At 38.2% G+C, this 18,960-nt stretch carries 19 protein-coding genes; 7 read left to right on the plus strand and 12 right to left on the minus strand.

All coding sequences use genetic code 11. The features are described from left to right. Positions 1-70: 70 nt before the first annotated feature. Positions 71-1,252 (minus strand): ISAs1 family transposase, encoded by a 1,182-nt coding sequence (locus tag FJR45_RS07965; RefSeq protein ID WP_226966519.1) that lies wholly within the window; start codon positions 1,250-1,252, stop codon positions 71-73. A 189-nt stretch (positions 1,253-1,441) separates the two neighbouring features. Between FJR45_RS07965 and carB the strand changes: the two genes are divergently transcribed. From carB to FJR45_RS07990, 5 genes are read left to right on the plus strand one after another with little or no spacing between them, the layout of a single operon-like run. Beyond that, positions 1,442-4,699 carry a carbamoyl-phosphate synthase large subunit gene (gene carB, locus FJR45_RS07970; RefSeq protein WP_193150065.1) on the plus strand — a complete coding sequence of 1,086 codons (3,258 nt, stop codon included), beginning with the start codon at positions 1,442-1,444 and terminating at the stop codon, positions 4,697-4,699. Next, complete coding sequence (locus FJR45_RS07975) at positions 4,660-5,133, plus strand: hypothetical protein (RefSeq protein WP_193150066.1); 474 nt, start codon at positions 4,660-4,662, stop codon at positions 5,131-5,133. The genes carB and FJR45_RS07975 overlap by 40 nt, the downstream gene beginning before the upstream one ends. Continuing rightward, positions 5,130-5,576 (plus strand): hypothetical protein, encoded by a 447-nt coding sequence (locus FJR45_RS07980; RefSeq protein WP_193150067.1) that lies wholly within the window; start codon positions 5,130-5,132, stop codon positions 5,574-5,576. The genes FJR45_RS07975 and FJR45_RS07980 overlap by 4 nt, the downstream gene beginning before the upstream one ends. Position 5,577: 1 nt before the next feature. Further along, positions 5,578-6,156, plus strand: a complete 579-nt coding sequence (locus tag FJR45_RS07985) for a Cj0371 family chemotaxis-regulating polar lipoprotein (protein ID WP_193150068.1) — start codon at positions 5,578-5,580, stop codon at positions 6,154-6,156. Positions 6,157-6,159: 3 nt separating this feature from the next. Next, positions 6,160-7,338 (plus strand): glutathionylspermidine synthase family protein, encoded by a 1,179-nt coding sequence (locus FJR45_RS07990; RefSeq protein ID WP_193150069.1) that lies wholly within the window; start codon positions 6,160-6,162, stop codon positions 7,336-7,338. Positions 7,339-7,347: 9 nt separating this feature from the next. Here FJR45_RS07990 and hemC read toward each other — a convergent pair whose 3' ends face one another. From hemC to argB, 9 genes are read right to left on the minus strand one after another with little or no spacing between them, the layout of a single operon-like run. Continuing rightward, positions 7,348-8,307: a hydroxymethylbilane synthase gene (gene hemC / locus FJR45_RS07995; RefSeq protein ID WP_193150070.1), complete on the minus strand. Its 960-nt coding sequence runs from the start codon at positions 8,305-8,307 to the stop codon at positions 7,348-7,350. Further along, entirely contained in the window at positions 8,307-9,140 is an 834-nt protein-coding gene (locus FJR45_RS08000; protein ID WP_193150071.1) for a DsbA family protein, read from the minus strand. Before FJR45_RS08000 ends, hemC begins: the two co-directional genes overlap by 1 nt. Then, positions 9,094-9,525 carry an FxsA family protein gene (locus FJR45_RS08005; protein WP_193150072.1) on the minus strand — a complete coding sequence of 144 codons (432 nt, stop codon included), beginning with the start codon at positions 9,523-9,525 and terminating at the stop codon, positions 9,094-9,096. Before FJR45_RS08005 ends, FJR45_RS08000 begins: the two co-directional genes overlap by 47 nt. Beyond that, the gene (locus tag FJR45_RS08010; protein ID WP_193150073.1) at positions 9,526-11,229 is read right to left on the minus strand and encodes a proline--tRNA ligase; all 1,704 of its coding nucleotides are present in this window, start codon (positions 11,227-11,229) and stop codon (positions 9,526-9,528) included. Between the two features lie 3 nt (positions 11,230-11,232). Beyond that, positions 11,233-12,513 carry a glutamyl-tRNA reductase gene (gene hemA, locus FJR45_RS08015; RefSeq protein ID WP_193150074.1) on the minus strand — a complete coding sequence of 427 codons (1,281 nt, stop codon included), beginning with the start codon at positions 12,511-12,513 and terminating at the stop codon, positions 11,233-11,235. After that, entirely contained in the window at positions 12,513-13,400 is an 888-nt protein-coding gene (locus FJR45_RS08020) for a polyprenyl synthetase family protein (RefSeq protein ID WP_193150075.1), read from the minus strand. The genes hemA and FJR45_RS08020 overlap by 1 nt, the downstream gene beginning before the upstream one ends. After that, a complete protein-coding gene (locus FJR45_RS08025) occupies positions 13,401-13,832 on the minus strand; it encodes a hypothetical protein (protein ID WP_226966410.1) in 432 nt (143 codons plus the stop codon). Positions 13,833-13,835: 3 nt separating this feature from the next. Beyond that, positions 13,836-14,123 carry a DUF2018 family protein gene (locus FJR45_RS08030; RefSeq protein WP_193150076.1) on the minus strand — a complete coding sequence of 96 codons (288 nt, stop codon included), beginning with the start codon at positions 14,121-14,123 and terminating at the stop codon, positions 13,836-13,838. Between the two features lie 12 nt (positions 14,124-14,135). Next, positions 14,136-14,987, minus strand: a complete 852-nt coding sequence (gene argB / locus FJR45_RS08035; protein ID WP_193150077.1) for an acetylglutamate kinase — start codon at positions 14,985-14,987, stop codon at positions 14,136-14,138. A 128-nt stretch (positions 14,988-15,115) separates the two neighbouring features. Here argB and FJR45_RS08040 point away from each other — a divergent pair, with 128 nt between their 5' ends. Continuing rightward, positions 15,116-15,661: an HdeD family acid-resistance protein gene (locus tag FJR45_RS08040; RefSeq protein WP_151900029.1), complete on the plus strand. Its 546-nt coding sequence runs from the start codon at positions 15,116-15,118 to the stop codon at positions 15,659-15,661. Position 15,662: 1 nt separating this feature from the next. Next, complete coding sequence (locus FJR45_RS08045) at positions 15,663-16,949, plus strand: APC family permease (protein ID WP_193150078.1); 1,287 nt, start codon at positions 15,663-15,665, stop codon at positions 16,947-16,949. Here the strand turns inward: FJR45_RS08045 and FJR45_RS08050 are convergent. Both FJR45_RS08050 and FJR45_RS08055 read right to left on the minus strand, forming a co-directional pair. Further along, positions 16,933-17,823, minus strand: coding sequence for a tetraacyldisaccharide 4'-kinase (locus tag FJR45_RS08050; protein WP_193150079.1), 891 nt, complete (start codon positions 17,821-17,823; stop codon positions 16,933-16,935). The genes FJR45_RS08045 and FJR45_RS08050 overlap by 17 nt on opposite strands. Beyond that, complete coding sequence (locus FJR45_RS08055; RefSeq protein WP_193150080.1) at positions 17,824-18,960, minus strand: DegT/DnrJ/EryC1/StrS family aminotransferase; 1,137 nt, start codon at positions 18,958-18,960, stop codon at positions 17,824-17,826.

An 18,960-nucleotide genomic window follows, 5' to 3' on the forward strand; every position in this document is an offset into this window, starting at 1 on the left:
CTATAATGAAATACTATCGTTTAAGTTTCATATCTTTACTAGGTAAATCCCACGAAAAATAAAACAAATCTTAATCAATATAGTTTGATTCAATCAATTGAACACTAAAATCATCACGATAAAGAGCATTTCTTTTAATATCTGCCATTGTAGTTTTACCGGTTAGGAGTACCTTTTTATCTTTGTTCTCATTTAAAAACAACTGATAAAGATTAACAGTAAAACTTCTAAGAATAGCTATAGAGAAAGGCTCTTTATATGCTATATGGTCATCTTCTTCAGTAAGCATATCTAAGTGATAGTGATATGTTTCCACTCTCCAATGTTGCAGTATCTTTTGAAGAAACTCTTTTGCAGTTGTTTTAAAGTTAGCCATTAAATATTGAGTTGAAATTGTAACTTCACCAGTCTGTGCATTTGTTAATGTTTTCGTCACTTTAATGAGTGATTGAATATTTTGAAAGTTCTCATGATACATAACTAAATCAGCACTTTTATTTTGAAAAACTTCTACTTTTCGAGAGACTCTTTTGTTGTTTTCAGTTAAATAGCTATCTTCATCATCAACTCTATCTGTAGGCTGATTAAACTCTTCTATGGTCTTTATAGCTTTCTCTTTGAGGTGTTTCTGGTTATCTTTGAGTTTTGCTATATATCTGTTACCTTGCTCATCAATAGTGTTGAGAATCTCTGATTGAGTAAGCAGTGCATCAAAGGAAAATATCTGTCCTTCATTGCTAAAAATATTATCGTTTAAAACCTCTTTGAGTGCAGTAATTTCGCTACTCTTATTTTTATCTAAAAACTTGTGAGCAAACACTATTTTTATATCTTTATCCAAGATATTTAGTATTGCTTTATGTCTTTCCTGTGTGTATTGACCATTCACGTCGCTACCTCTCAGCCACTTCCCGTCAATAGCAATATTTTCTTGTGCAATGAATGGAAAAAAGAACTCTCTAAATACTTTTTCCAAAGCATTATTATCTGTGTTTATCAATAAACGATGATATGTTGATTTGGAAGGAATCGTTATCTCTTCTTTATCAAAAATCTCTTTGAGTATTGCATTGTCTTTGTTATATATCATCCATGAAAATATATCCTTAAAAGTTGTATTTCCTTTGATAAGTGCAAAAAGTGTCATGAAAAGAACTTCGTGCAATGGATATTCTATCTTCCCTGTATCTACTCTATAGTCTGGGATACTTTTTAGCGATTCAAGTAAGGCTTTTGTGCGTGTTAATTTGATGGTAAACTCCTTGTTTTAGGAGTCTAAGCAATATTTCTTCCAGTTCTTTTGAATCTATTGATTAAGATTTATTTTATTTTTCGTGGGATTTACCTATATCTTTACTGGGGATTGGTATAACTAAACTCCTATTAAGTGCCTTTTGGCTATAATCTCTAAATTTATATAACCATATTTAAGAGGGAACAAATGCCAAAACGCACCGACATAAAAACTATTTTACTTATAGGTTCTGGCCCGATTATTATCGGTCAGGCCTGTGAATTTGACTATTCTGGAACACAGGCTGTTAAAACATTAAAAGAATTGGGTTACCGCGTTGTTCTCATCAACTCAAATCCTGCAACCATTATGACTGATCCTGAATTTGCAGACAGAACCTATATAGAACCTATCAAAGAAGATGTTATCGCCAAAATCATCAAAGATGAAAAAGTAGATGCTGTTTTGCCGACTATGGGCGGACAGACTGCACTCAATGTAGCTATGAGTATGTATGAAAAAGGGATGCTTGAAGGTGTAGAATTTTTAGGTGCAAACCCTGAAGCAATTAACAAAGGCGAAGACAGACAGCTTTTTAATGAAGCGATGACAAAAATCGGTATGGATTTGCCAAAAAGCAGAAATGCCTACAGTGTTGAAGAGGCCATAGAAGTTGTCAAAGAGATAGGTTTTCCGGTCATCTCAAGAGCTTCGTTTACTCTTGCCGGTGGCGGTTCCGGTGTTGCCTATAACATGGAAGAGTTTAAAAAACTTGCACAAGAAGGCATTTCAGCTTCACCGGTGAATGAAATAGAGATTATGGAATCCATGCTTGGATGGAAAGAGTATGAAATGGAAGTTATCCGTGACAAAGCGGACAACTGTATCATTGTTTGTTCTATAGAAAATTTCGACCCTATGGGTGTCCACACAGGAGACTCTATAACAGTAGCCCCTGCCCTAACACTCACAGACAAAGAGTATCAAAGAATGCGTGATGCCTCTTTTGCAATTTTACGTGAAGTCGGCGTTGACACAGGTGGCTCAAACGTTCAGTTTTCCATTGACCCAAAAACAGGACGCATGATTGTCATTGAGATGAATCCGCGTGTTTCGCGTTCTTCTGCATTGGCAAGTAAGGCAACAGGATATCCTATTGCCAAAGTAGCCACCCTTTTAGCAGTCGGATTTACCCTTGATGAGATTGAAAATGACATCACGGGAACACCTGCTGCATTTGAGCCGGTTATAGATTATGTTGTTACAAAAATACCGCGTTTTACATTTGAAAAATTTCCTGAAGCACAAAGTACACTCAGCACATCTATGAAATCAGTCGGTGAAGTTATGGCAATTGGTCGTACTTTTAAAGAGTCTGTTCAAAAAGCACTCTGCTCCCTTGAAACAGGACTTTGCGGTTTTGATGACATTGAGGCGGATGATGAATTTGTTAAACATGAGATCCGTCGTCCCAATGCTGACAGAATCTTGTATGTTGCCGAAGGTTTTCGTCGTGGCATGAGTATACAGGAGATGTTTGACACCTGCCAGATTGATCCATGGTTCTTGTATCAAATACAAGAGATGATGAAAACAGAAGCAACCATCAACGATAAAATCCTTTTTGATGAGGAGTTAATGCGAAAAGTAAAAGTTGACGGTTTTTCTGACAAAAGAATTGCACAGCTTATCGCAAAAAATTCTCAAGAAACAGTGAGTGAAGACCTGATCTATGAAGCAAGAAAAAAGCTTGGCATCAGTTTGGAATACAATGAAGTAGACACTTGTGCCGCTGAGTTTGAAGCACTCACTCCTTATCTCTACTCAACAACAAACATTACAAAACTGCCAAATGTCACAAACCGACAGAGTGATAAACAAAAAGTGCTTATTTTAGGCGGTGGACCAAATCGTATAGGACAGGGAATCGAGTTTGACTACTGTTGTGTTCATGCGGCATTCGCACTTAAAGAGATGGGCATAGAGACCATCATGTATAACTGTAATCCTGAAACAGTCTCTACCGACTATGACACATCTGATGTACTCTATTTTGAACCGATAGATTTTGAACATGTACGCGAAGTGATAGAAAATGAAAATCCTGATGGAATTATCGTTCACTTTGGAGGGCAAACACCACTCAAACTTGCGGACTCTTTGACAAAAATCGGTGCAAAAATTTCAGGAACACCCTCATCCGTCATTGATTTGGCAGAAGACAGAGAACAGTTTAGCGACTTTGTAAAAGCACATAATCTCAAACAGCCTGCAAATGGTTTGGCACGGACAAAAGAAGAATCATTCATTATAGCTGAGCGATTGGGTTATCCTGTGCTTGTTCGCCCTTCTTTTGTTCTTGGCGGACGCGGGATGCGTATTGTCTACTCAGAAGATGAACTTCGTCAATACATGGATCTTGCCATTTCTGTCTCCAATGAGGCCCCTGTTTTAGTAGACAAATTTTTGGATCAGGCCATTGAGCTTGATGTGGATTGTATTTGTGACGGCAAAGATGTCTACATCGGTTCTGTTATGCAACACATCGAAGAGGCAGGCATACACTCCGGAGATTCGGCATGTTCACTACCTCCGATGAATTTAACACAGGATATGATAGAAAAAGTTGAGCAGCAGACAAAAGTCATCGCACTCGGTCTTGGCGTTGTCGGACTGATGAATGTACAGTATGCAATTTATCAGGACGAAATCTATCTTATTGAGGTCAATCCTCGTGCTTCACGTACAGTTCCTTTTGTCTCAAAAGCAACCGGTATGCCTCTTGCAAAAGTAGCCACACGTGTTATGATGGGCAAAGATTTAAGAAGTTCACTCGCCTACTATGACAAATATGAAATAGTTGAAGAACACAACGGTCTGCTTCGTCCTCGTCTCAAAGGGCATGTCTCTGTCAAAGAAGCGGTATTTCCTTTTCATAAACTTTACGGTGCCGATTTGGTATTAAGTCCGGAAATGAAGTCTACGGGTGAAGTCATGGGTATCAGTAAAAACTTCGGGGTAAGTTTTGCAAAAGCACAGCTCAGTGCAGGAAACAATATTCCGACAGGCGGAACATGTTTCCTCTCTTTTGTTGATACAGATAAAAAACATGCTCCTGAAATAGCAAAAGGTCTGGTTGAACACGGCTTTAGACTTGTTGCAACAAAAGGGACACAAAAGGCCATAGAAGAAGCAGGCATAGCATGTGAAGTGGTTTTAAAAATTTCAGAAGGTCGTCCAAATATCGAAGACAGCATGAAAAATGATGAAATAGCAATGGCAATTAATACATCTGACAACAACACATCCAAAAAAGATGCTGTTGTCATTCGCCAAGAAGTGCTTAAAAGAAGTATTCCTTACTTTACAACACTCAGTGCAGCAAGAGCACTGATACTCGCACTCGATGAGATGGAAGATGAAAAATGGTCAAGCTCAACAGCCCTGCAAGATTTTTTAGTATAAAAACAAATATCATTCTCTCACAAACCGACACTACTGTCGGTTTTTTGTCACAGGATGCACCTAAACTCTCTGCAGTAAAATCACGTCCAAATACCAAACCTTTCATTGTTGTTTATAAAAATTTTCACGCATTAAAAAAAGAGCATAAAAGAGTTCCAAACAGTCAAAAAAACAGAGTCAGACGCTCAAAAAAAACAACCTTTATAGTAAAAAACCATGCTTTTCGGGTTGCAGAAGATGTCGTTGATTCTTCTTATTTGAGACAAAAGGAATGGACATACTCTACATCTGCCAATGAAAGCGGTAAAAACTTTTCAAGAACTTTTTGTGAACAAAAAGCTGATATAATAATAGAAGACATAAGAGGACTGTTTGAAGGTCAGGCTTCAAAACTCTATAAAATCAACCATAAAAAAATAAAGAGGTTACGATGAGCAAACTGTTCCAGGCGCTGCTAAGCGGTATGTTTTTTACTTTCATACTTGATTTTTTCATTATATTGGGTGTGAAACTCAATTATATTGATTTTTATGGTGTACATGTATACTACAATATTTTATTTGCTGATCATCAAAATTTATTTTTATTTTTATTTTTTTCTATAGTTCTTGGCTATCTTGTAGTCTATGCCAGCACAAAAACAGCACTGATTGTTATAGGTTCTCTCTTTGTCCTCTCTTTTGCAACGCTTATTCCTCCTATAGGAAAAGCTGTTGGAGAAATGATGCTTATGAAAAAAAACATTACACTCAAAACGGACAAATTTTTCTATCATGGTGATCTCTACTATGATGGAAGAAAAAATATAACATTTTACGATTATGAACTAAAAAAAGTTATAATTCTAGATAAAAATAAAATTCGAGGTCAATATTAGTATGAAACATATTTCTTCAATTGCCAGCGGTGTTGTTTTAGGAACTGCAGGTGTTTTAATGATGAGTACGCTTACAGGATGTGAGCAAAAACAACAAGAAGCACAAAATAAATTTTTGGTCATAGAACAACAGCCAAACGGAAAGTATAAAGTTGTCGAAGAGATGCCGACACAGGGACCTTCACGTGCAATCATCAGAGAACGTGATGAATTTGGCAGAGTCACAGAGCGTTTTATGAACGAAGAAGAGATGAAAGCTTTAGCTGCACAAGAGTATCAAAAAGTACAAAACGGTACAAGCGAAACACTTCAAGACAATTCAGGCAGTGCAGGCATGGGACTTGCCGGTACTATTTTAGCCGTTGCGGCAGGAAGTTTACTCGGAAATATGATAGGCAATGCGCTGATGAACAACAAAAGTTTTTCCAGAAATGCAAGCAGTGTCAACAGAAGTGCCTACAGCCGTTCGGCAGCAGGCAAGGCAGCAAGAAAATCAACAAGCAGCAGAAAAAGCTTCTTTGGCGGCACTTCAAGAAGCTCAAGCTACAGCAGAAGCAGTGGCGGATTTTTTGGAGGCTGATAGATGATAACGACACAAAAACTGAGTCCAATAGACGATGAAACCTTAGAAGAGATAGGCTTTACCTGGCACACTGATTCTGACGGCAGCAAGTATGTCAGCGATGAACTTGTAGAAGTCACCCAGGAAGAAGCAGAGGCCTATTATGAGGCAGCAAATACTCTTTATGATATGTATGTCGAAGCAGCCGAATATGTCATCAGCAATGATCTCTTTTTTGATTTGGGCATTCCTTTCAATCTTATAGAGAGCATTAAAAAAAGCTGGGAAAACGATGTCCATTGGCATATTTACAGTCGTTTTGATTTGGCAGGCGGTATTGACGGACAGGATATAAAACTTATAGAATTCAATGCCGACACCCCTACAGCACTTTTTGAGACTGCACTTTTACAATGGGCAATTTTAAAATCCAATGATATGGACGAAGAGCGTCAGTTTAACAATGTATATGAGGCCGTCACTAACAATTTTAAAAGACTCGTTACACTCTTTGATGACACAGACAAGTTTGAAGAATTCTATGACGGCTGGAAAATTCTTTTTTCTTCTGTTGAAGGCAATGACGAAGAAGAAGCCACCACAAAACTCCTGCAGCAAATGGCAACCGATGCCGGATTTGTTACAAAGTTTGAGTTTTTACAGAATGTCCGCTTTGATGAAGATGGCATTTATGACAGTGATGACATAAATTATGAGTACTGGTTTAAACTTTATCCGTGGGAAGACATTGCAGTTGATGAGCCGGAACTCGCCACAACACTCACAAATATCATTCAAAACCAAAAAGCCATCATTTTAAACCCTGCCTATACTTTACTCTTCCAGTCAAAAGGAATGATGGCAATTTTATGTGAACTTTTTCCGGATTCGCCTTACCTTCTTAAAACCTCTTTTGAACCGCTTCAGGGACTCAAGCAAGTTGAAAAACCTGTTTTTGGACGCGAAGGTGCCAATACAAAGATTATTGAAGCAAACGGAAGTATCAGCATTCAGACTGACGGTCCCTATGCGAATCATAAAAAAATCTACCAGGAATATGTGGAATTTCCAGAAGATGTCCATGGAAAAAAATATCAGGCAGGTGTTTTCTTTGCCTATGAAGCCTGTGGCCTGAGTTTTAGAAAAGGCGGAGATATTTTAGACAATATGAGTAAATTTGTAGGCCATGTTATACTTTAGAGGTGCCCTTTAGAGTCTTTGTGGCATTTCATCTTTAAAAGCAGTTTTTTCTGCTTCTTTGAGTAAATCCAGTGCACCTTTGTCTATCATTTTTTGGGCAAGTTCTTTGCCTAAATTTTTACTTTCTTCTATACTTCTTACGACTTTTTCCTGCATAATATGTGTTCCGTTTGGAAATCCAAGCATAACTCTGAAAACAACATTATCATCTTCTATAACAGCATTGCAGGCAACAGGAGCCGAACATCCCGCTCCGATTTTCGATATAAAATCTCTCTCAATCTGTGTACATGTAAAGGTATCTTCGTCATTGAGACTTTGTGCGATTTCTCGTACCTTTTCATTGCCGGTTACAATTTCAATACCCAGGGCAGCCTGCCCCATTGGCGGTATCATCATATCAAGAGAGAGCTTTTGGGTATAGGGAATATCTTTGAGCAAATCGAGTCTGCTGAGTCCTATCCATGCCAAAATTATCGCATCGTACTGCCCTTCTTGTAACTTTCTCAAACGTGTGTTGACATTTCCTCTCAAATCCTTGACTTTTAAATCAGGTCTTTTTTGCAAAAGTTGCATCCTGCGTCGCAGACTTGTTGTCCCAACCACTGCGCCCTCCGGCAAATCTTCAAGTGTTTTGTAAGTATGCGATAAAAAAACATCACTTTGGTCCTGACGTTGCGTCACAGCTATCAGTTCCAGACCATCGGGAATATATGTCGGCACATCTTTTAAACTGTGTACAGCAAGCTCTGCATTGCCTGTGAGCATCTCATCTTCAAGCTCTTTGGTAAAATGCCCTTTCCCACCGATGAGAGCCAAAGGTTTGTCTAAAACCTTATCGCCGTTACTTACTATTTTGTTAAGCACTACTTCTATTTCAGGAAAACTTACTTCAATTCTTTCCTTGATATGATATGCCTGCCAAAGTGCCAAGTCTGAAACACGTGTTGCTATTGTTAATTTTTGCATTACTTCACTTTTAGGTATTTTTTCTTTGTGTTATCTACAGAACCGTCAAGATAAACCGTCGGTGTTCCGCCAACCATAAGGTCAGTAGCTACAAGCCTGTCGTGGTTAAACTGCTTGATTACACTGGGATTTTGAATATCTTCAGGTGTAATATTTGTCCCTTCTGCTTTATTAAACGCTTCAAGAATTTTTTTGACATTTTTTTCTCTTGGATTGACTGAAACATTATAAAGTTTTAATACAACATCTTTTACACCTTGATGTTCTGCGGCAATTGCTGCTTTAACCAGTGTTGCTGAAGCAGGATGAATTCTTTCGAGTGGAAAATGGTAATAATATACAGCAAACTTTTGGGGCTCTTTTTTCATATCTTTAATCGCCCCTGGCACAAACCCTCTGCAAAAAGGACACAGTGGATCTGAAAAAATGACTATTTTATGTTTCGCATTGGCATTGCCGTAAATCAAATTTTCTTTTGCATAATGTCTGGCTTTTATTGTTGGTTTAACCTTGTCAACAAGAGTTTCTCCTGTATTTATATCTGTCAAATCTTTTGTAATCATCTGTCCGTTTGAAAACCAAATCATTTTTTGGCGAATTACCTGCTTTGGCTTGTTTTTCAAAACAGCTTTCACATTTACAATATAGGCATTCCATTTTGGAAGCTGCTTGAGTGATGTAACATCCTCTACTTTCACATCTACTGATTTGAGTCTGGGATTTTCACTAAATTTATCTTCTAAAAAATCTTCTATTTTTTCACTTGCTGTACTTGCATAAAGAAAACTACTTAAGAGTAGCGTCGTGCTCAATAATTTCAACATCAATGACATCTGAATCCTTTGTTATATTATTTTGTTCTTCAAAAGAAGAATTACATTTTCCTGATTTTACATTATAACGGTTAACAATCATACTCGTAAAAACACTAAACTGCATGAATATACCTAATATGTCTGTTAAAAACCCAGGAATAATCAGCAGTATGGCACCAATCAGGGTAAAAAGATTTAGTCTTTCAAACTGCTCAAGGTCAATGCAGTTATAAGAGACTGCCGTCATGTTTTCGATCAAGCTTTTTCTAAAATTCACTAAAATGGATATACCTATAAATGCGCTCAAGAGAATCTCAAAAAAAGTGGCAAGTCCTCCTATAGCAGAAGAAATCTGCACAGATACAAGTACTTCCAAAAAAAGATAGACTAAAAAATAAATCATTTAAATCAGTTCCGTAATTTTATCAAATATCTCTTCACTCTTGATATCTCTTTTTTCTTTTGTTGCTCTGTCAAAAATCTGCACATGTCCATTTTGCAACTCTTTTCCGATAACAATCGTATACGGGAATCCGATAAGTTCCGCATCTTTCATTTTAAATCCAAAACGTTCTTTTCTGTCATCGAGCATTACTTCCACATTTGCATCCTGCAGCTGCTTGTAAAGTTGTTCACCTGCTTGCACCTGCGCCTCATCTTTGATGTTACTTATCATAATATTTACCATATACGGTGCTGTTTCTTTTGTCCAGATACAGCCATTTTCATCATGATGCTGTTCTACAACTGCTGCTACAAGGCGTGAAACACCCATTCCGTAAGTCCCCATAATAAAAGGCTGTGCTTTTCCGTTTTCATCTAAAAACTCGGCTTTTAATGCTTTGGAATATGTCGTTCCGAGTTTAAAGATATGCCCTACTTCTATACCTTTTGTAAAAGAGAGCTCACCATCACAGTGCGGGCAGATATCCCCCTCATTTACTTCTGCTATATCTGCGAAATAAGCAGCATTACTGAGCACCGACAAATCTACACCTATAAAGTGATAATCTGCTTCATTTGCCCCACAGATTAAATTTGTGGCATCTTTTAAATCACTGTCAATGACATGTTTTGCCTTGTCTTGATCAAGCGGCCCTATAAAACCGGGAACCAATCCTCTCTCTTTGAGTTCTTCTTCTGTCACATCCACAATATCAAGCGCTTCTGTTGCATTGATCGCTTTTACTTCCTGAAGATTATCGCATCCGCGCACAAAGAAAAGAACAATTTCACTTGCATCTTCATATATAATTTTTTTTGCAACACATTTAACCGTATAATAAGGGTCTATTTTGAAAAACTCTGCAAGTTCATCTATTGTTTTTATCTCCGGTGTTTTAAACTTATTAAAAGAAGCTTCAGGAGCTTCAGGAATATTTGAGCGTTTGCTTCTTGAAGCTGCTTCTATATTGGCACCGTATTCACACTTTGAACAAACAGCAATTGTATCTTCACCACTCTCTGCCAAAACCATAAGCTCTTTGGAACCGCTTCCACCAATGGCACCACTGTCAGCTTCTACCACTCTGAAATCAAGCCCCATACGGGTAAGTATCTTTTTGTATACTGCTTCCATTGCATCAAATTCTCTGTCCAAATCTTCTGCTGTAGCATGAAAAGAGTAGGCATCCTGCATAATAAACTCTCGGCCACGCATAAGCCCAAAACGAGGACGGGCCTCATCACGGAATTTTGTCTTAATCTGATACAGATTTAATGGCAGATTTTTATAAGATGTCACACGGTTGCGGACAACATCAACCATCATCTCTTCATGTGTGGGTCCGAGTACGAAAAGATTGTTTTTTCTGTCGTGAAAACGAAGCAGTTCTTTGCCGAACTTTTCTATTCTTCCACTCTCCTGCCACAACTCTGCGGGTGTTACAAAAGAGAGTTCCACTTCCTGGGCACCTACTTTTGTCATCTCTTCATTGATGATATTTTCTATTTTTTTAATCACTCTTTTTGCTAACGGCAGATAATTATACAAACCTGCAGCAACCTGTGTAATAAATCCTGCACGAGATAAAAATATATGACTCGGAAGTGTAGCATCTGATGGTGCCTCTTTAGTTGTCGGTATAAAAGCTTTACTTCTTCTCAAATTTTAATCCTTTTTTAAATGGTGTTTGTACTGGTCTGGAATATTGTCATGTTCATCATTAAGAATATACTGCATTGCTCCGGTAACAGAATCACTTTTGGCTTCATGCGAGGCAGCACGCATCTTTTTTGTCATATCATGCAAAAATCTTTTGATTGCCTGATGCGCCATTTTTTGGGCTTGCTTTTCATACTCTTGAGGCAGAAAACCTTTTTTAACCGCACGTTGTGTCTCTTCCTGTGCGGCTTTTTCGGCTTTTTTATAAATCTCTTTTATGATAGGTTCCACATTGAGTGTATCAAGCCACTCATAAAACTCCACAACACTTCGCCCTACAATTCCGTGTGCCTGTCTTACATACTGTTCTCTTTGTGCTTTGTTCGCATCTACAATATCTTTTATATCATCCACAACAAAAAGAAAAATATTTTCTCTGTTTTTTATATCAATATCTCTTGGAACAGCCAGGTCAAACCAGAATCTCTCAAAATCTACATCTTCTATAAGTTCGTTGGTAATAATAGGATAAGAGGAAGCCGTAGCAGTAAATATAATGTCAAATTCGTTAACCGCTTTGTCCAGGTCTCCAAATTCATATACTTTCGCATTGCACTCCTGTGCCAAAGTCTGGGCTTTTTGCTTGGTTCTGTTTGCAATAAAAGTTTCCACTCCATCCGAGACAAGGTGTTTTGCACAGATTTCACTCATTTCACCTACACCAATCACAAGTGCTTTTTTTTCACGTAAATTTTGAACCTTTTCTTTAATCTGTTTTATTGCTACAGAAGCCACAGAAACCGGTTTTGAGGATATATCGGTAAGATTTCTTACCTTTGCAGCACATTTAAACGCATGAGAGAGTGCTCGTGACATTTTTTTATCCGAATAACCGCGTTCATTAGAGAATTTAAAAGCATCTTTTAACTGTCCTGCAATCTGTGTCTCACCGACTACCATAGAGTCTATAGAACTTGCAACCGCAAAAAGATGATGAATAGCACTACTGTCATCAACTATCTCAGCAGTTTTTCGTAAAACCTCTTCCGGCAAACCACCTTTGAATGCCAGTAACTTCATCATATGTTCTGTTGCTTCTTCAATGTCACTGCAGCACACATACAGTTCCATACGGTTACATGTAGCCAGCATGACAGCTTCACTGATGTTAGGCGATTTGAGAAGTCTTTGCAGACATGCCTCTTTCTCTTCATCCGTATAGGTGAACTTTTCTCTCAGTTCCAAATCGCTGTTTTTATGTGAAAGACTTACAATTAAATAATGCATCAATAACTTCTTTGTATCATTGTATCTAAAATGGCAACCAAATCTTCATCTTCATGCAAAGCACTCTTCGCCTCGTTTGAGAGTTTCTGTGCCAGTTCAAAAGATTTTTCTATAGTTTTATGTTCTTGCATTTTCTTTTTCATCCATAAGAGTTCTTCTTCTGTAGGTTTTTTCGCATGCAGAGATATAAGCTTTTGCTGATCTTTTGATTCAAGTGCATTATAAAGATAAATATACGGCAAAGTACATTTGCCCTCTACATAATCATTCATCGCAGGTTTTCCAAGCGTTGCTTCATCTGATGTAATATCAAGAATATCATCTATAATTTGAAATGAAAGTCCTAAGTTACGTCCGTAAAGAGCATATTTGTCTGCATCTTTTCCTGCCAGCAAAGCACTCGCTTTTGCAGCTGCTTCAATGAGTGTAGCGGTTTTGAGATAGAGCATATCAAGGTAACGCTCTTCATCGCTGTTAAAACTTTCTGCCATCTTTACATCCATCATTTCACCCTTGGAGAGTGCCGTAACCGATGAAGCAATTGTCTGTGCTACTGCTTTGTCAAAGGCAACAAGTTCGGTAAAGGCTTTTGAGTATAAAATATCTCCAAGCATGACAGCTGTTTTGCTTCCGTCTGTTGCATTTACCGATGCTGCTCCGCGTCTGGTCATTGCATCATCTATAACATCATCATGTAAAAGTGAGGCAGCATGAATCAGTTCTACTATGGCGGCTAAAAGAGGAGCATCCTTGTGTTTTGGAGCAATTTTAAGAATAAGCTTTGCCCGAAGTCTTTTTCCTCCCTGCAGCATTGCAAACAGACGGGTCACTTCATTATAATCACACTCTTGTATCAATCTTTTTATTTGTGCTTCTACTCTTTGCATTTATCTCGTCTTTTGTTTATTTTTTGCTGTTTCTAATCTTATTTGCTCTTTATCATCAGAGAGATAAAGCTCAAATTTTGCAATATTTTTGTTTACATCAAACTCTTTAAATTTAACCAGTATATAGGGTACATTGTAAAAATCTGCTCCAGGAGTTTTTAGTGTAACCCGAAAACTTTGATTTTTATGATTCAAGTACAGTATATTTTGCGCTACATGTTTATCATAAGAACGCAAAATTACCAAACCTTCATTCGTGTACAAAGTCCATCTAAATGTAAAAAGTCTTGTTTTGTTATCGTATTTTACAAGAATTTTCTTTGGCTCATCCTTTTTCAGTGAAATTTCCTGCACATCCTGCAAATCACCTGCAAAAAGAGCAGCACTGCAAAGAAACAATGCTCTCAGAAAAAACTGTAAAATACTTTTCAACTCCTATTCGCTTTGAGAAAGAATATCACCCATAAGTTCTATGTAAATACTTTTTGCTTTGGTTGCAACCTCATCCAAATGACTTGCTTTATATCGTGCAACTGCTGTATCAATATCATCACCGACCTCCTCTTGGAGCATCAACTCCATTGCAGCAACTTTTTCGACAAACTTTTCAAGCTCCTGTCTTACTATATCATTGTTCGCATTAAAAACAACATCCATAAATTTTGATCTTGGAGAACCTCCGAAAATATCATCTTCATCTTCAAATAATGCACTGTAACTCATACCTAATCCTTTTTATTTTACTATTTGGGTACCTACACCCTCTGATGTAAACAACTCTAAAAGCATAGAGTGTTCAAGTCGTCCGTCAATTATATGTGCTTTATGCACACCGCCGTCTATCGCTTCGAGGCAGGCATCAACTTTTGGTACCATCCCGCCGTGAATCGTTCCGTTTTCTTTGAGCACTTTTACTTCATCTTTTGTCAAGGTTGCAAGAAGTTGTTTTTCTTTGTTTAAGACACCCGGTGTATCTGTCAAAAAGATTATTTTGTTTGCACCTATGGCTTTTGCAACATATGATGCACACAGATCAGCATTGATATTGTACCCGGGATGACCCATCTCTTCACCCGCTGCAATAGGGGCTATAACAGGAATAAAGCCCTCTTTGATGAGATTTAAGACAACATCCGCTTTGACATTTGTAATATTGCCAGTCAATCCCCACTTGGAAAAATCTTTCGCCCTTGCACGGATAAAGTGTGCATCTTTACCACTGATACCTATTGCTTTTGCATCATGGGAATTAAGCAAAGAGACTATCTCTTTATTGATCTCTCCACTGAGTATCATTTCCACAATCCGCATCGTCTCTTTTGTAGTCACGCGCTGTCCGTCTATAAACTCTGTTTCAATTTTAAGGGCTTCGAGCATATCGGTAATCTTTTTTCCACCGCCATGAACAATTACAGGTTTGATACCTACCAAATACATAAGTAAAATATCTTCTGCAAACTTCTCTTTTAATTCGGGAGATGTTTGTGCCGAGCCGCCATATTTGATAACGACAATCTCTTTTCTAAACTCACGAATAAACGGAAGTGCATCAAGGAGTGTTTTTACTGTTTCAACTTTTGCCTGCAATATTTCTATCCTTTATGCAAAATAATTTTGTTATTCTATCCAATCTTCTATTAATGCTACTTAAGTAACTCTTCTTGTATCATAACTATGCTACAATCGTTCTCAAATATTTACAATAAGGAAAAAAAATGTGGAAGTATCCTATAGATGAGAATCTGTTTGACAAATTTAGCAAGTATTCAAAAATTACAGGTGTAATTTTTATCATTCTCGGAATAGTTGGTATTATATACCCTGTATTTATGACATTGGCTACCGTAACCTTTGTGGCATGGCTGATGATGTTTGGCGGTTTCATGGCTGGGTATTTTACCTATATAAGTGACAAAAGTGATGTTCTCGGATGGCTTAAAAGCTTTGTACTTATAGGGATCGGTGCTTTAATGATTTTTTATCCGATGACAGGAATCGGCACAGTAGGTCTGCTCCTGGCTATATACTTTTTTATGGATTCCTTTGCCAGTTTTTCTCTTGCTATGAATATGCGTCCTGCAAACGGTTGGATCTGGTGGATGATTAATGCCCTTTTTTCCATGTTAATCGGTATTTTGTTTATTGCAGGCTGGCCTTTTACTTCCACCTATCTCATAGGCTTACTTGTCGGTTTCAGTCTTTTCTTCGATGGCTTTGCCCTGCTTGTAACAGGGTCGATTTTCAAAAAAATGAACCGCTAAAATGCAAAAACAAAAAGCATTTGGGCTTTGGAGTGCTGTCTTTTTAGGTATAGGTTCCATGGTAGGAGCCGGCATATTTATAGTTATCGGACAAGCTGGTGCCATGGCTGGAAATATCGTCTGGCTCTCTTTTGTTTTTGGCGGGATTATAGCCCTTTTAAGTGGTTACTCTCTGGCAAAGCTGGCAGTACGCTACCAGTCACGCGGCGGGATAGTCGAGTATCTTGTCCAGGGTTTTGGAGAAAATATTTTCTCCGGTTCTATGGGTGTCATGTTTTATTTTTCCCAGCTTATTGCCATTGCAGCCGTTGCCAAATCATTCGGAACCTACAGTGCAACATTTATGCTTCACGGTGATACAGCCTGGGTCAATATATTTGCCATAGGCATTATCGCCTTTTTCACCCTTATAAATCTTGTTGGTGCTGCTTTTGTTGCAAAGGCGGAAAACATCATTGTCATCATAAAACTCGGAGTCCTTGTTACCTTTGCTTTTTCGGCACTTTTTACGATACAGCCTCAGCTTTTAAGTGTAGCGGACATGCCTCCTGTAAGCGGTATGGTTTTTGCCATCGGCATTACATTTTTTGCCTACCAGGGTTTTAGTGTGATTACAAATTCTGTGGAGGATATGGACAATCCAAAAGTGACCATGATGCGTTCTATGTTTGTCGCCTTGCTCATTGTGGCGGCTTTATACATACTTACAAGTATCGCTGTTTTAGGAAACCTGCCGCTTGATAAAATTATTCAGACAAAAGACTATGCCCTGGCTGAAGCGGCAAAGCCCATTTTTGGTGAATGGGGATTTAAGATCATGGCCGCCACAGCACTCCTGGCAACAGCCTCGGCTATTAATGCCACACTTTATGCTGTGACTGACATAGGATATACAATGGCAAAAGAGGGAAATCTTCCTGAAATATACGAATATAATATCTACCGCTCTTTTGAGGGACTCATTATCAGTGCGCTGCTGATTGTACCGATGATACTCTTTTTCAATCTGGCACAAATCACAACTGTTGCCGCTATCGTCATGCTCATCGTTCAGGGCAGTACACATATTGCGCACTTAAATCTTCTGCAGGAGAGTGGCGCAAAAAAATATCTTGTTGTTTTGGCGATTTTTTCCATGTTTGGCGTTGCGGGAATCACCCTCTATTCTACCTATAAAACCATGCCTGAGATTGCATACTATCTTATAGTTACTTTTGCTTTGGCTTTTACAACAGAATATCTACTGCGATACTTCAAACAAAGAATCATTTCTAAACAAACACACTAAAGAGACCTTCTTTTACTTTTACTTCCAAATCCAGAAGTGAAAGGGGCAGTCCGAAATGCTCAATTTTTACATAATCTTTAAATGTTACCAAAAGAGAAGTTGCTGCATCTTTTTGTAAAATTGTTTCAAGTTCTTCTTTTGTAAAACTGTGATGGTCTTCAAAATAATGCTTTGCTACAACATCAGGAAGATATTTGTCAAGTCGTTGTGGCCTTGCTATGGCAGTCACAAGACTCATTTTTTGTGTCGGGTTCACAAGTTTTACCTCACGAAAAAAGTCTTTCTCCTCTTCTACATGTAAAGCCTCTTTCCCCGGCCACAGACGCTCTCTAAAAGGACCTGCAGGCAGACAAAAACTGTTCTGTGTTTTTACATCGATGAGTATATCTTGCTTTTTGATATCATGTTTGGAGTAGGCATCATCCAAAAAAATTATCTCACAGCCCAGTTCTTTTGCTTTTTGTATGGCTCTTTTTCTCTCTTTGCTGACTATGACTGTAGCATTTGGAAGTTTTTTGGCATATATCATCGCTTCATCCCCACTGCTTTTGACATCACATAAAATTTCATTGCCCTCTTTGACAACAATCAAGCCTTTGGATGCCCGTCCATAGCCACGAAGTATAATCGCAGGTTTTTTGTGCTCCTTTGCCAGTGCAATAACCAAGGGGGTTTTGCCGCTGCCGCCGACAGTCAGATTACCAACACTGACAATTTCGACAGCAAAATCCTCCGGTGTCTGTAATTTGTATCGAACATACATAATAAAACAATAGAGCCAACTCAACGGAAGCAGTAGATAAGAAAGAAGTTTTTGCAAAGGAGTTGGGTTGTAGAAATACTCTTCAACCCAAAAAACGAGCGTTTTTTTCAATTACACTCTCGTTTTTGCTATTTTTTTGATTTTACTTATAACTGTTTGTACCTCTTCATCAGTCATACTTGCATAAATCGGCAAAGAAAGTACCTGTTGGAATGAACGCAGTGCTCTTGGAAAATCATTAACACGTAAAGCATATTTGCTTTTATAGTACGATAAAAGATGAAGCGGAATATAATGCAATCCTGCCCCGATGCCCTCTTCTTTGAGTGATACAGCAAAAGAATCACGGTTTTTATCTATTTTTACTATATAGAGAGAAAAAGGATTCTCTTCATTATCCATGTCTGGAGTAATAATGTGTTCTACCCCTTCAAGTCCTTCACTGTACATTTTTGCAATCTCTTTTTGTCTTGCGATGTTTTCATCCTGTTCTTTTACCTGTGCTCTGATATAGGCTGCATTTAAATGGCTCAGTGCATAATCATTTCCAATGTCAACAACATCATAAATATACTCCAAAGCATTTTCATTGCGTACCATTGCGTGATTTGCCAGCAACCTCGCTCTTTGCATAATATCTTCATCATTGGTCACAAGCATCCCGCCGTTACAGATATTTTTCTTTAAATGCGGAGAAAAATTAAAACAGACTATATCTGCACCTGTTGCACCGATTTTCACTCCTTTGTATGTAGCACCAAGCGCATCACTTGCATCTTCAACAATTTTGACATTATATATGGAAGCCATCGAATAGACTCTGTCCAAATCTACAGTCATACCGCCAATATGCGTTATGATAACCGCTTTGAGCTTTTTGGATTTGTTTTCTTCCAAATAGTTTTCTAATTGATTAAGATCAATATTGTAAGAATCTTCGGCTATATCAATAAAAACAGGCTCAGCATCAAAATGGCGGACAACCTCAGGTACACTCGGATGCGCATTTACACTGCAGATTACTTTGTCTCCGCGTTTTAAGTCAAGGGCAAGCATGGCAAGGTGCAGTGCCGATGTGCCGTGCGATGTAGCAAGTGCATACTCTGATCCGACATACTCACGAAACTCTTCTTCAAGTTTTGGTACCTGATACAAATCTTCTCCGTCTAGTACATCACTCACATTAGAGTGTGCCTCGCGGGAACTTTCATACTTACTAAAAGGGATACTCAGTTTTTCATTTTTCAT

The sequence above is a fragment of the Sulfurimonas sediminis genome (genome assembly GCF_014905115.1).
GTDB lineage: Bacteria > Campylobacterota > Campylobacteria > Campylobacterales > Sulfurimonadaceae > Sulfurimonas > Sulfurimonas sediminis.